The organism is Algoriphagus sp. 10J20-15, assembly GCF_055809615.1.
In genome coordinates this window covers 53,409-65,878 of sequence record NZ_JBVVUG010000003.1, presented here as the reverse complement: position 1 = coordinate 65,878, position 12,470 = coordinate 53,409, and the positions used below count along the sequence as shown (strand labels likewise).

Below are 12,470 nucleotides of genomic sequence, written 5' to 3'. Positions count from 1 at the left end.
AAAGGGTTTCTATCTAAAACGACGAAGGTAAGACTTTTGAGTCTTTTAACCCTGAAAAAATGCAAATGGTATTCCAAAAAGTAGGCTTATAGAATTTCAATTGTTCGGATTTCGACTTTAATTTTTTGATCAGAGCCAACACTTCTTATTTCTTCTGAATAAATAGGCCAACCCCAACCATGAATTACTGAAACATTTTCTACAGTATTTGAAAGTGAACCAACTTCAGCCATCAATCCATTTAATTCTTCCTCCGTGGCTTTTGGCATCATTGTTTTCAATACCAATCTGGTTTCGGAAGTTAATTGTTCAGCGTTTGCTTCGGAAAACGATACTATCCTGTAATCATTATCTTCTGGAAAAATCTCCTCCAAAAGGACATAAACCTGAGTTTCCAACCTATTCTTTCCTAATACATTTGGAGAGTATAAAATTCCGGACAGTTCCTCTCCAAGTTTGTATTCAGCCCCGTGAAAATTAAGAAACTGCAAGACATCCTTGATACTTTGTGTTTCAATAGAATTCTTGGTTTTATAGATTGTGAAGGTTTGATCCACCATTGCATCAATCTGAGGGATATTTCCAAACATCGACTTAAGAGTATCCCCGCTCTTTCTATAAAACTCACTAATATCTTCCCAGTTTGTCACCTCTTGAAACTCTCATATTCATCTGTTCGAAATTTCACCAATGAACCTTCCGAAATTGTCATCAACTTTTCCATTAAACTTTGGTATGCAGAATCCCTTTCCCCTAGATTCAATACAAAATCCCGATACGTCCAAAGCACTTCATAACTGCTCTCAGTACTATCCAAAATCTCCATATCCACTACATAAGAAATTTCATTCCAATTGCTTGTGTCATTATCTATTATTTCAAATGATTCTAGCGCGATATGGTAGGAGTTAGTCTCTTTTATTTCCCAGTAAGCTATCGTTCTTACTGTGGAGTCCTCCATGTTAATTTGAGAAAAGGCGATTTGAGAGATGACCATGAGAATGATCAATGGCGATACTTGTTTTTTCATAAACATTAAAATAGTCCGCAAGAAAGCTATTTTCTCGAATCAAACTACTTTTTGTTTTTTCAAAACTTTTAAAAATTTAAGAAGTTTTAGAAACAATTGAGTTGTTGTCCATACCTAAAACACTAATAACTAATTTAATCTCCTTCTTCCAACTCAAAAATCTCCTCTAGTCTAATTCCAAAGATTTTGGATATCTTAAGTGCCAAGACAGTGGAAGGCACATACTTCCCCGCCTCAATACTGTTGATTGTCTGCCTTGATACACTGACTTTTTCCGCCAGATCCTGTTGCGTCATGTTGTGCCTTGCTCGCTCGACTTTTATGGAGTTTTTCATTTATGGCAAAAGTACTTTCGGTAATCAAACATAGTACAACACATTAATCCTTTGAAGCCATGAACTTCTGATATTGAAATGCCGCGTAGATGTAAGCATTCAACAAGAACAATACTAAATAGGCTGTGAATATCTCTGAAGTAATTCTATCAAAGCGCAGGTAATTGATCAGCATTAATGCAGCAATACCCCAAATCAGCCAATAGGAGCCTGTTTGAAATGCCTGAAGTCTAAAAGACTTAATCATCTCATCTTCATCTTTCTCTCTGGAAAGATTCAGCAACCCAAAGCCAATTGCCCAGCAGCCGTAAATCACTTGAGCAGATTCGTCTGGACTTATATCCATTCTGGCAATCGCCATCCCAATAACTAGAATAACAGGAAGCGGAAAAAACATAAACGCTACTTTCTTCCAAACTGGAGAAAGCAAGGGCACATGTAGAATTGATTTCTCTTTCATAAGACAAGTTATTTTTACCAAATGTAAAACAAACTTTACTATATGACAAAATATTTTGTCTAATAAATTTGTAAGGCGTTTTGGATTAAATCATCACACCTTCATAATATTTTATGAATTCACATAAAAACAGCTGTATTGTTTACCTTTATGCAACAAATCCAACCAATAATTATATTTTCCATGATTTCGACAATGAAAATAGCCATCATTGGCTGTGGCAACCTAGGAGCTTCTATCGCAAACGGACTTTTGAAACGCGATGATTTTGATCCAAAAAATCTCACCCTAACAAAACGACATGTGGATAGCCTCAGTGGTTTTGCTGTCTTGGGGGTAAACGTTCAAAGTGATAATGTTTCTGCCGCTGCAAATGCAGACATAATAATCCTCGGAGTGAAACCGTATAACGTCGCTCCTATTCTGGCTGAAATCAAGCCATCATTGAAATCAAAGGACCAAATCATCATATCTCTGGCCACAGGAATAACACTTGCAGAGATGTATCAAGTCATAGACTCTAGTAGTATCACCTTTCGGGCTATGCCAAATATCGCTGCAGATATCCAAGAGTCAATAACCTGCATCTGTGCTCAAAATGCAGATTCAGATCAAATCAAACTCGTATCTGAGTTATTTGACGGAATAGGATTCACCATACCTATTGACGAAAGCTTGATGGAAGCAGCAACAGTGTTGGGTGCCTGCGGGATAGCCTATGTATTACGATTTATGCGAGCGATGATCCAAGGAGGGATTCAGATTGGGTTTGATTCGGTGACTGCCAGCAAAATCGTAAACCAAACAGTAAAAGGTGCTGCTGAGCTTATGATTCAAAAAAATATGCATCCAGAGGCCGCTATTGACAAAGTGACTACCCCAAAAGGCTGCACTATAGTAGGGTTAAATGAAATGGAACATCAAGGCTTCAGTTCTGCAATGGTTAGAGGTGTTATTGCCAGTTATGAGAAAATTGCGAAATAATTGATTTGGTAATAAATTAGTAATATTCAAGGAATATTGAATCAAAATCAGGAAAAATTACTATTTAATTGAATAAGAATAATTTTAAGATTGTTTTTCTTTTGAATCTTTTCACTAGATTTGTCTCGGGTGATAAACAACTTTTGCTATTCCTTTTTCAATGACACGATTTTTAAAGGAAGGACTGTTTGGTACTTTTTCTTCCTTCCTTTCATATATTTCCCAATAAAAAAGCCTTCCCATTTTAAATGAGAAGGCTTTTTTGTTGGTTTATATCAAACTGAACTAGTCAAATATCTCTGCTAGTTTTGCTTCTAAGCTTGGACCTCTTAGGTCTTTTCCAATTATTTTCCCATCTGGATCGATCAAATAGGTAGCTGGAATGGCATTTATCTGGTATAGCTCTGCAGCAGCTGAATTGAAATATTGCAAATCGGAAACTTGTGTCCAAGTCAATCCATCCTCAGCAATAGCATCTACCCAAGCCTCTTTTGTACGGTCTAGAGACACTCCAAATACCTCAAATCCTTTTTCATTATATTCATTGTAAAGCCTCACTACATTTGGGTTTTCTTCGCGGCAAGGCTTGCACCAAGCAGCCCAGAAATCAATCATGACATACTTACCTCTTAGGTCAGAAAGTTTGATAATTTCTCCTTCAGGATTAGGCAACTCAATTTCAGGAGCTATTTGTCCCATTGAAAGTGCTCTCATCTCATCCAATTGCTGCTTTATCTGAATAATTGACTTTGTCTCTGGGTATGTTTCGTCAAGTTTTGCAACCAGACTATCCATAAACTGAAATTCATTTTTAGGATTCAACAGACCGATAGCCGCCAGTGATGCAAAACTATCCCCCATACTATTGATCACATTCTTTACTTCTGTAGACTGGTTACTTTCCAATGCCATTGCATCAGTCTGAATTTGTTTAATCTCTTCGGTATTGTTTTCGCCCATTGCTTTATAATAAGCCTCGTTGAGGGCATTGACCTTGGCTTGATATGCCTCCATCAACTTTTCGATTTTCAGCATTTCTTGTGAATCTTTGGAGCCTTTTATTACCAAACTTTCAGGGTTAGCAAAATCATAAGAAATATTCACATCCTCTTTGAAGAGAGCTAGACGAATAGATTTTTCTCCATACATATTCAACTCGTAAAAAGTTGGAGTATTGACTTCCACTTCATAGCTGAAATTGCCTTTGTCATCTACCTCCAGCGTATCCAAAACTTTAGGGCGACTATCTGTAAACTGCGAAAGTATTACCGCACCAACCCTGGAGTTCTCAAGGGTCCCTGTGATTTCTACTTTCCCAACATTTACTTGCTTTTCCTCACAAGAGAAAAAAGATAAGAGTAGTAGAAATACTATTGCGTTCATTTTGTTCATCATGGGTTAATTCTGTAATAATTCTGTTAATAGTTTTGTAGCAACTTTTGGGCTCAGCTTTTCCTCGAGACTCCTTCATCACCTGTCCCATGAATAAACCCATCAAGCCTTTTTTACCTGATTTATATTCTTTTACTTTCGCCGCATTGGCAGCCAGCACCTGTTCTACAATTGGTTTCAGTGAAGACTCATCGCTTTCCTGAATCAGGTTCAACCGCTGTGCTATCTCCATTGGATTCTCACCTGTGTTCTTCAGCAACTCGGGAAAAACATGCTGTGCAGCTGCCGTGTAGCTTACTTTACCTTCCTCCACTAGAGTAATCAAAGCAGCCAAAGTCTCATGGGTAATAGGATAAGTCTCTTTTGATAACGATTGCTCACCAAGCGACAATTTCACTGGCCCCATCATCCAATTAGACGCAGCTTTGTAATTAGTAGTTTTAGTGCAAAGTTCATTAAACCACAAAGCAACGTCTTTAGACTCGGTCAAAAAGCTAGCATCGTAATCTGGTAAACCAAACTCTTCCACAAACTTTTTGTGAAGATCTCTCGGCAAAACAGGCATAGTGGCTTTCACTGCATTCAACCACTCGTCTGACACTACCACAGGACTCAAATCTGGCTCTGGGAAATACCGATAGTCATTCAAATCTTCCTTGGTACGCATACTAGCAGTTAGCCCCGTAGTTGCATCGAAGGTTCGCGTTTCAGAAACAACTTCTTCTCCTGCTTCAATCAACCCAATCAATCGCTCATGCTCATGTTCGATCGCACGAAACACATTCCTGAAGGAATTCATATTTTTCACTTCTACTTTTTTGCCTAGCTCTTTTGAGCCTTTCAGCATCACAGACACGTTGGCATCGCAGCGAAGGGATCCTTCTTCCATATTTCCATCACAGATATCAAGGTATTTAACCAATTTCTTCACCTCAGTCAGGAACGCATAAGCTTCCTCTGGACTGTGCAAATCTGGCTCAGTTACGATTTCAATCAATGGAGTGCCAGCTCGGTTAAAATCTACCAAAGTATCAGTTTCCTCAGCTAAGTGAATAGATTTACCTGCATCTTCCTCCATATGAACACGATTCAGAATTACTTCCTTTTTGCGGCCATCCGCCAATTGAATCGGTACAGTACCTCCTACGCAGATTGGACCTTTGTCCTGCGTCAACTGGTATCCTTTTGGAAGATCTGGATAAAAGTAATTTTTCCGTGCGAACACGTTATGTCGAGTAATTTCAGAATTACAAGCCAATCCCATCTTGATGGCAAAGGCTATCGCCTTTCTATTCACCTTGGGTAAAGTACCAGGGTGCCCAAGGGTAATTGCAGAAATCTGTGTATTTGGTGATTTCCCATACTCGTTAGCATCAGCTGCAAACATTTTACTCTCAGTCAAAAGCTGCGCATGCACCTCCAAACCGATGATCAACTGATATTTATTCCTTAATTCTTCGCTTAGCATTCGCGCGTTTTTTCAGTGTTTTTAAAGGTACAACTCTCTGGCTTTCACCAGTACATTTTCTAGCCCTGCGAGGTTTTTTCCTCCTGCAGTGGCAAAAAACGCTTGTCCTCCACCTCCCCCTTGTATTTCTTTTGCCAATTCTCTGACAATTTGACCAGCATTTAAATTTTTCCTTGCAATCAAGTCCTCATCTATGATTACAGCAATTTGCGGTTTATCATCTACTTTGGCTGCCAAGATCACAAAAGCATTCGCGATCTCATTCTTCAGCTCATAAGCTAGCTTTTTCAATGAATCCGCATTTGGCAGTTCCACCTGAGCAATCAAAGTATTGATACCTTCACCGGCTACAAATTGCTTAAGCAATTCTACTTTTACACCTGATGCTTTCTCTAAATGCAACGCATCAATCTCTTTCTTCAAGTCATTTCGCTCTTGGAGTAAAGCCTCGATTGACTTCGTCAGATCTTTAGGATTCTTCAGCAGCTCTTGTATTTCCTTTACCAAATGTTCCTGCTTTCGGAAATAGTCTACAGCTGCTTTTGCAGTGATCGCTTCAATCCTACGAACACCAGAAGCACTGGAAGCTTCAGAAACGATCTTGAATAATCCAATTTTACTTGTCTGAGGTACGTGAGTTCCTCCACAAAGTTCCACAGAGAAATCCTTGTCGAAGGTAACCACACGTACGAAATCACCATATTTCTCCCCAAAAAGCGCTGTAGCACCTTGCTTTTTAGCTTCTTCAATTGGGACATTTCTTTGTTCTGAAAGCGGAATATTTTCTCGGATTTTCTCATTCACAATATCCTCTACCTTAGAAATCTCCTCTTCAGTCAATTTACTGAAATGGGAAAAATCAAAACGTAGTAAGTTTTGATTTACTAAAGAACCACGCTGCTGAATGTGGTCTCCAAGAACTTCTTTCAAAGCTGACTGAAGCAAATGAGTAGCTGTGTGATTATTTTCTGTTAGAAAACGCTTTTCAGCATCCACTTCTGCCCCGAACTTTGCTTCGGGATTTGCAGGGAGCTTTTTGCACAAAATGAACGATTAAGTCGTTCTCTTTTTTGGTGTCAATTACTTTAACTGTTTCAGTATCAGAAATCAACAAACCTGTATCCCCTACCTGTCCACCAGATTCCGCATAGAATGGTGTTTTATCCAGTACAAGTTGGTATTTATCTCCTTTTTTATCAGAAATCACGCGATACTTGATAATCTGCGCATGAGCTTTAAGAAAATCGTAGCCTACAAATTCAACTCCATTATCTTCATTCACGATTACCCAATCACCAGTTTCGGATTCAGATGCGGCACGCGAACGCGTTTTCTGCGCTTCCATTTCCTGCGCAAAGCCTTTTTCATCAAGAGAAAGTCCGCTTTCACGTGCAATCAATGAAGTCAAATCAAGCGGAAAACCGAAGGCATCGTAAAGCTCGAAGGCTGCTTTCCTGGAATAACATTTTCACCTTTCTCAGACAATTCAATTTTAATCTGATCGAGCATTTTCAAACCATTATCCAAGGTTCGGAGGAATGAAGTCTCCTCTTCGAAAATCACCTTCGCTATAAACTCCTGCTGCTGTCTTACCTCTGGGAAAATATCTCCAAAATTATCAGCGATCAGACTTGTCAACTCATATAAAAACGGTTCGTGGAAACCTAAGAAAGTATATCCATAACGAACCGCTCTTCTCAGGATTCTACGAATCACATAGCCTGCCTTATTATTGGAAGGCAATTGCCCATCAGCGATTGTAAATGAAATCGCACGAATGTGATCCACGATCACTCGGAATGCAATATCAGTAGGCAAGTCCTCACCATAAACTTTGCCTGACTTCTTAGCCAAAGCAGCCAAGAACGGAGCAAATAGATCGGTATCGTAATTGGAAGATTTGTGTTGAATAGCTCTCACCAAACGCTCAAAACCCATTCCTGTATCTACATGAGTAGCCGGTAAAGGTTTCAAAGATCCATCAGAAACTCTATTGAACTGCATGAATACCAAGTTCCAGATCTCGATCACTTGTTCGTGATCGTTGTTTACCAAATCCTTACCCGCTATAATAGCGCGCTCAGCGTCTGATCTTAAGTCAATGTGGATTTCAGAGCAAGGACCGCAGGGTCCCACATCACCCATTTCCCAGAAGTTGTCCTTCTTGGAACCCATTATAATTCGATCCTCAGGAACTATAGCTTTCCAAAGATCATAGGCTTCCTGATCAAGATCTAGGCTATCACCTGCATCACCTTGGAATACCGATACGTATAATCTGTCTTTATCCAAACCATCAAGACTTCAGTCAATAACTCCCAAGCCCATTCGATCGCTTCTTTCTTAAAATAATCTCCAAAAGACCAATTACCCAGCATCTCAAACATGGTGTGGTGATACGTATCCACTCCCACTTCTTCCAGATCATTGTGCTTGCCACTTACCCTTAGGCATTTCTGGGAATTGGCAACACGGGAATATTTAGCAATTTCATTTCCTAGAAATGCGTCTTTGAACTGGTTCATTCCCGCATTTGTAAACATCAGAGTTGGGTCATTTTTAACCACAATCGGTGATGAGGGAACATAGTGATGTTGCTTGGTTTGGAAAAACTCAATAAAGGTGCTCCGTATTTTCTTTGCTTCCATGAAGGTTTTGAGGCGATCAAGAATGCTATTTAGGCCAATTTTAGCCTTTTTTATTTGGGGGACAAAATTAGCAGAATTGATGGTGTTACCTGCATAGGGGGAAGAATTACTCTCTTTGTAAATCTCTCTCCATGGCGCAAAGGCGCAATTTCATATTTCTTAACCTTTGGGGTTTTCGGAACCTCAAAGGTTTTCGAATTTATACTAAAAGGAATTAACAAATTTCCCCCGATGGCACACATGAAGTTTATAAGACGACCTGCCCTAAAAAGGCAAAAAATACTTTTCCGGGAAATATCGAACCAAATTCAATTAAAAATCACACCCTTTCAGGGCTAAGGCATTTACGCTTTTATATTACGATTGGCTTCAGCCATCGCTTGTATATGCAGCCCTTATAGGCTAAAACCAAAATGTTCTATCACCAGATTCAATCGGTATTCTCAGCTTTGATATCTCCATAAATTGTAATTCTGTTCATAAGTTTTATAATCAACTTTCGCTGCGTCGCTGCGAGCAACACCCTTTCATCTCCTTGGAAACTCATAAATCCTATTTCTCACTTCGTAAATCTTTCTTACTTTCAATAAAACTTTTAAAATCTCAATTATAACGAATGAGCTATCTGGATAAAATAACCTCCCCTACGCTACTTCTTGACGAAAAAATCTGCCGGGCAAATATCAAACGTATGGCTGATAAGGCTGCACGTCATGACATGAAGCTTGTTCCGCACTTCAAAACTGCTCAGTCCAACCAAATTGGCGATTGGGCTAAAGAATATAATATTACCGAAGTGACTGCTTCTTCCATCCAAATGGCTGAATACCTCGCAGGGCAAGGATGGGTAAACATCCACATTGCTTTTCCATTCAATCCTCTTGAGATCCCAAAGCTTAATAAAATAGCTGAAAGGCAATCTATTTCAGTTCAGGTAATCAATGCAACTACTGCCCAAATGCTAGTAGATCAATTGGAATTCCCAGTTGGTTTTTTCATAGAAATTGATGCTGGTTACGGTAGAACAGGCGTAGAAGTGAGTGATTTTGGTTTGATCGAGGAGATTTTATTGATCGCCAAGAAGTCAGACAAACTTAACTTCAAGGGCTTTTATTTGCACGCAGGTCATTCCTATTACATGCCTGATATACCTGCACTTTATGAGCAAACCCGCAATGCCCTGAGTATGCTAAAACATAAATACAATTCAGAATACCCAAAATTAGTCACCAGAACTGGTGATACTCCTGGTGGCTGCGCGGTGATGGAAGATTTCGGGGATATCGATGAGATGGGGCCTGGTAACTCTGTTTTTTATGACTTGATGCAAGCAGAATTGGGCGGGTGCGACAAGGAAGACATCGCCGTTTGCTTAGCTGTTCCAGTCGTGGATATCAAAAAAGATCGAAAGGAAATTCTAATCCATGGTGGCGGAGTTCATCTGGCAAAGGATGTTCTTGTAGGAGAAAATGGCCTGAAGAACTTTGGAGAAGTAGTCTACCTCAATGAAAACGGTTGGACTATTCCTGAAAAGCAAATCATTCCTTAAAAGTATATCTCAGGAACATGGAATCATCAAAGCTTCCGACGTACTACTGGCAAAAGTACAAATTGGTGACATCCTTGGAATCCTTCCTGTTCACTCCTGTATGACTGCTGACTGCATGGGGGAATACATGACACTAGACGGGAAAATAGTGGATCATGCGGAAGGAAAGAGAAAGTAAACAGTTTCACTTTTCAGTAAATTTTCAATTAAACCCAACCCGAAAAATTGGGTTTAATTTTCAGGGTACTGTAAACATTCGCTATCCTTTAATGGTATGATGTATTTTTCCCTTTTATGAATTCTCACCTAAAACACCCTATTTTTAAAAATATATCAACATCAGGATAATTTCTAATTAAGTCATTCCTTGGCTTCTATTTTACCTCAATATATATGTTACGTCTTGCCAATTATTTGTTAATTTTTCTCTTACTAATTTATTGCAAATCACTTCATGCTCAGCAGGATTTAGATTTCAAAACTGTACAACAAAATATTTTCACCGAATATCAACAAGCCACAAGTTCAGCAGATCTGAATAAGCAAGCAAACGAAATACAAAAGACAATTCAGCCCGATGGAAGTTGGAATGATATTAACTATGCTGACAATTCCTTATCGAGTTGGAAGCCAGATATACATATCAAAAGAATCGGTATTATGGCGAAGGCATACAGCCGAAAAGAGAACAAGTTCTTCGACGCCAGTACGCATCAGCGTATAATTAACGCCCTGACCTATTGGGTAGAGTTAAAACCTGAGCCAACTTCAAAAAACTGGTGGTGGCTCAGTATCAGTGTGCCAAAAGAGATTGGACAGCTTCTGGTTTCCATGCGCACTGTTGAGCCAGGTGTTCCGACAGATTTAGAGAAAAAATTAATCAGTTGGATGAGTAAAACAGCCTCAATCACCAAGTCTTCTGGAAAGGACGGGTCCAACTTGACAGATATTGCGCAGCACATGATTATGCAAGCAGCACTTACAAAAGATGCGGCATTACTCAATCTAGCTGTAAATGCTACTGCAGCTACGATCAAAATAAATACAGGAGATGGAATTCAACGTGATTTGTCTTTTCACGCTCACGGCCCGGAGAATTACATGCATGGATATGGTAGAGAATACCTCTCAGGAATTAGAAATGTGGCCGTTTACACTCAAGGAACAAGTTTTTCATTTACGCCTGAGCAGATTGCTCTAATATCTGATTTTACACGAAATGGTTTCTTACAGGTGATCCGGGGTCGGCATGTAGATTTCAGCGTAATAGGGAGGGGAATCGCTAGAAATAATGCCACGCGTATTAACGCAGGCATTGTAAAGCAAATTAAAGAAATCGACATCGACAGTCACAAAGCAGAATACGACCAAGCCATCGCAAGAATAGAAGGTAAAGCAAAGCCCTCCGAAGGAATCAACCCCAAACATATTTACTATTGGAGATCTGATTATACAGTCCATCACAGACCTGAATTTATGGTTGGTCTCAATATAGCCTCTAGCAGAAGTGTCCGTACCGAATCAGGAAATGGTGAAAACCTTACTGGACAGTTTCTTACTGAAGGAGCCACATTTATAGCAGTTGAAGGTAATGAATACCACAATATTTTTCCTAACTGGGAATGGAGCAAAGAATTCCTGGAACTACTACACCTGAAATCAACCCATTGAAAAAGCGTACAAACTGGGTTGCAAATAGAGGGAATGCAGATTTTGTAGGTGGAGTAAGTGACGGATTGAATGGCATTTCGGTTTATAAGATGTCTGATTTTAACACCAAAGCTCACAAAAGCTGGTTCTTTTTCGGCGATAAAGTTATTTGCTTAGGCTCGGCCATTTCAGCTGATAGACAGGAATCTATTACTACTACCTTAAATCAATCATGGTTGAGAGGGCCTGTTCTACTGGCTCAAAACGACAATTTTGAAGAATTTAAAAGCCAGAAGAATACAAACGTAAAAAACATTAGGTGGATATACCACGATAATGTAGGCTACTATATCCCTGAAAATCAGAATGTCATGCTTTTTTCTGATAACCAACCTCGCTCTTGGTTCAGAGATAAACTCAAACTCTTCCGCAAAAATCATTGATAAATCTATATTCAAACTCTGGATTAATCATGGAAAAAAACCCAAAGATGCCTCATACGCTTACATTCTCTTACCAGGTATTAATAATGCACAAGAGTTAAAAAACAAGAATATTTCATCTATAGTTATTTTTTTTGAAAAACTCGCCTGAATTGCAGGCTGCTCAAGACAAGGAGAATGGACTGCTTGGGGTGGTTTTTTATGAGAAAGGTAAATTCTATTGGAAAAAAAACAGTTTGGAAGCTCGCCAGCCAGTAGTAGTACAACTAGAAAACATAAGTGCTAAGGCCTGGAAGGTAACCCTTGCAGAACCTACGCAGATCCTGACAGGATCCATAGAAATAAATTTACAAGTAGAGGGAGTCCAAAAGACCATCAAATTTGAGCTGCCAGAAGGAGATATGGCAGGTTCTTAGAATCACCAAATCCGTTCAATTCTAACATTAAGACAGCCTATGTCGGCCTATTCTTAAATGTCCCATTTCTATTTCTTTAATTAAATGATAATTTA

General features: G+C 39.3%; 12 protein-coding genes and 2 pseudogenes. 7 read left to right on the top strand and 7 right to left on the bottom strand.

The window, feature by feature from the left end; genetic code table 11:
* Positions 1 to 86: 86 nt before the first annotated feature.
* From AC0L6R_RS00775 to AC0L6R_RS00760, 4 genes are all read right to left on the bottom strand, one after another.
* Entirely contained in the window at positions 87 to 590 is a 504-nt protein-coding gene (locus AC0L6R_RS00775; RefSeq protein ID WP_473269443.1) for a hypothetical protein, read from the bottom strand.
* Positions 591 to 646: 56 nt separating this feature from the next.
* Positions 647 to 1,030, bottom strand: coding sequence for a hypothetical protein (locus AC0L6R_RS00770; protein ID WP_473269441.1), 384 nt, complete (start codon positions 1,028 to 1,030; stop codon positions 647 to 649).
* Between the two features lie 134 nt (positions 1,031 to 1,164).
* The gene (locus tag AC0L6R_RS00765; RefSeq protein ID WP_283413211.1) at positions 1,165 to 1,365 is read right to left on the bottom strand and encodes a helix-turn-helix transcriptional regulator; all 201 of its coding nucleotides are present in this window, start codon (positions 1,363 to 1,365) and stop codon (positions 1,165 to 1,167) included.
* A 43-nt stretch (positions 1,366 to 1,408) separates the two neighbouring features.
* Positions 1,409 to 1,825, bottom strand: a complete 417-nt coding sequence (locus AC0L6R_RS00760) for a hypothetical protein (RefSeq protein ID WP_283413210.1) — start codon at positions 1,823 to 1,825, stop codon at positions 1,409 to 1,411.
* A gap of 183 nt (positions 1,826 to 2,008) precedes the next feature.
* On the opposite strand from AC0L6R_RS00760, the gene proC reads away from it, so the two are divergent.
* Positions 2,009 to 2,809, top strand: coding sequence for a pyrroline-5-carboxylate reductase (gene proC, locus AC0L6R_RS00755; protein WP_283413209.1), 801 nt, complete (start codon positions 2,009 to 2,011; stop codon positions 2,807 to 2,809).
* Positions 2,810 to 3,094: 285 nt separating this feature from the next.
* On the opposite strand, the gene AC0L6R_RS00750 is transcribed toward proC, so the two are convergent.
* From AC0L6R_RS00750 to alaS, 3 genes and pseudogenes are all read right to left on the bottom strand, one after another.
* Positions 3,095 to 4,192, bottom strand: a complete 1,098-nt coding sequence (locus tag AC0L6R_RS00750; protein ID WP_473269438.1) for a redoxin domain-containing protein — start codon at positions 4,190 to 4,192, stop codon at positions 3,095 to 3,097.
* Between the two features lie 15 nt (positions 4,193 to 4,207).
* Positions 4,208 to 5,669: pseudogene (gene gatB / locus AC0L6R_RS00745) on the bottom strand (Asp-tRNA(Asn)/Glu-tRNA(Gln) amidotransferase subunit GatB).
* 21 nt (positions 5,670 to 5,690) lie between these two features.
* Positions 5,691 to 8,317: pseudogene (gene alaS / locus AC0L6R_RS00740) on the bottom strand (alanine--tRNA ligase).
* Between the two features lie 616 nt (positions 8,318 to 8,933).
* On the opposite strand from alaS, the gene AC0L6R_RS00735 reads away from it, so the two are divergent.
* From AC0L6R_RS00735 to AC0L6R_RS00710, 6 genes are all read left to right on the top strand, one after another.
* Positions 8,934 to 9,866: an alanine racemase gene (locus AC0L6R_RS00735; RefSeq protein WP_473269436.1), complete on the top strand. Its 933-nt coding sequence runs from the start codon at positions 8,934 to 8,936 to the stop codon at positions 9,864 to 9,866.
* Positions 9,823 to 10,044 (top strand): hypothetical protein, encoded by a 222-nt coding sequence (locus AC0L6R_RS00730; RefSeq protein WP_473269435.1) that lies wholly within the window; start codon positions 9,823 to 9,825, stop codon positions 10,042 to 10,044. Before AC0L6R_RS00735 ends, AC0L6R_RS00730 begins: the two co-directional genes overlap by 44 nt.
* Positions 10,045 to 10,259: 215 nt before the next feature.
* Positions 10,260 to 11,537, top strand: a complete 1,278-nt coding sequence (locus tag AC0L6R_RS00725; RefSeq protein WP_473269433.1) for a polysaccharide lyase family 8 super-sandwich domain-containing protein — start codon at positions 10,260 to 10,262, stop codon at positions 11,535 to 11,537.
* Positions 11,489 to 11,959 (top strand): polysaccharide lyase family 8 super-sandwich domain-containing protein, encoded by a 471-nt coding sequence (locus AC0L6R_RS00720; protein ID WP_473269432.1) that lies wholly within the window; start codon positions 11,489 to 11,491, stop codon positions 11,957 to 11,959. Before AC0L6R_RS00725 ends, AC0L6R_RS00720 begins: the two co-directional genes overlap by 49 nt.
* Entirely contained in the window at positions 11,883 to 12,110 is a 228-nt protein-coding gene (locus AC0L6R_RS00715) for a polysaccharide lyase family 8 super-sandwich domain-containing protein (RefSeq protein WP_473269431.1), read from the top strand. Before AC0L6R_RS00720 ends, AC0L6R_RS00715 begins: the two co-directional genes overlap by 77 nt.
* Positions 12,094 to 12,375 carry a polysaccharide lyase beta-sandwich domain-containing protein gene (locus AC0L6R_RS00710; protein WP_473269429.1) on the top strand — a complete coding sequence of 94 codons (282 nt, stop codon included), beginning with the start codon at positions 12,094 to 12,096 and terminating at the stop codon, positions 12,373 to 12,375. Before AC0L6R_RS00715 ends, AC0L6R_RS00710 begins: the two co-directional genes overlap by 17 nt.
* Positions 12,376 to 12,470: the final 95 nt, after the last annotated feature.

Bases quoted from the DNA above. Each gene is read 5' to 3' on its own strand.
- AC0L6R_RS00765 (WP_283413211.1), bottom strand. From the start codon at position 1,365: ATGAAAAACTCCATAAAAGTCGAGCGAGCAAGGCACAACATGACGCAA.
- AC0L6R_RS00735 (WP_473269436.1), top strand. From the start codon at position 8,934: ATGAGCTATCTGGATAAAATAACCTCCCCTACGCTACTTCTTGACGAA.
- AC0L6R_RS00725 (WP_473269433.1), top strand. From the start codon at position 10,260: ATGTTACGTCTTGCCAATTATTTGTTAATTTTTCTCTTACTAATTTAT.
- AC0L6R_RS00730 (WP_473269435.1), top strand. From the start codon at position 9,823: ATGAAAACGGTTGGACTATTCCTGAAAAGCAAATCATTCCTTAAAAGT.
- proC (WP_283413209.1), top strand. From the start codon at position 2,009: ATGATTTCGACAATGAAAATAGCCATCATTGGCTGTGGCAACCTAGGA.
- AC0L6R_RS00775 (WP_473269443.1), bottom strand. From the start codon at position 590: ATGTTTGGAAATATCCCTCAGATTGATGCAATGGTGGATCAAACCTTC.
- AC0L6R_RS00715 (WP_473269431.1), top strand. From the start codon at position 11,883: ATGTCATGCTTTTTTCTGATAACCAACCTCGCTCTTGGTTCAGAGATA.
- AC0L6R_RS00770 (WP_473269441.1), bottom strand. From the start codon at position 1,030: ATGAAAAAACAAGTATCGCCATTGATCATTCTCATGGTCATCTCTCAA.
- AC0L6R_RS00750 (WP_473269438.1), bottom strand. From the start codon at position 4,192: ATGAACGCAATAGTATTTCTACTACTCTTATCTTTTTTCTCTTGTGAG.
- AC0L6R_RS00760 (WP_283413210.1), bottom strand. From the start codon at position 1,825: ATGAAAGAGAAATCAATTCTACATGTGCCCTTGCTTTCTCCAGTTTGG.
- AC0L6R_RS00720 (WP_473269432.1), top strand. From the start codon at position 11,489: ATGGAGCAAAGAATTCCTGGAACTACTACACCTGAAATCAACCCATTG.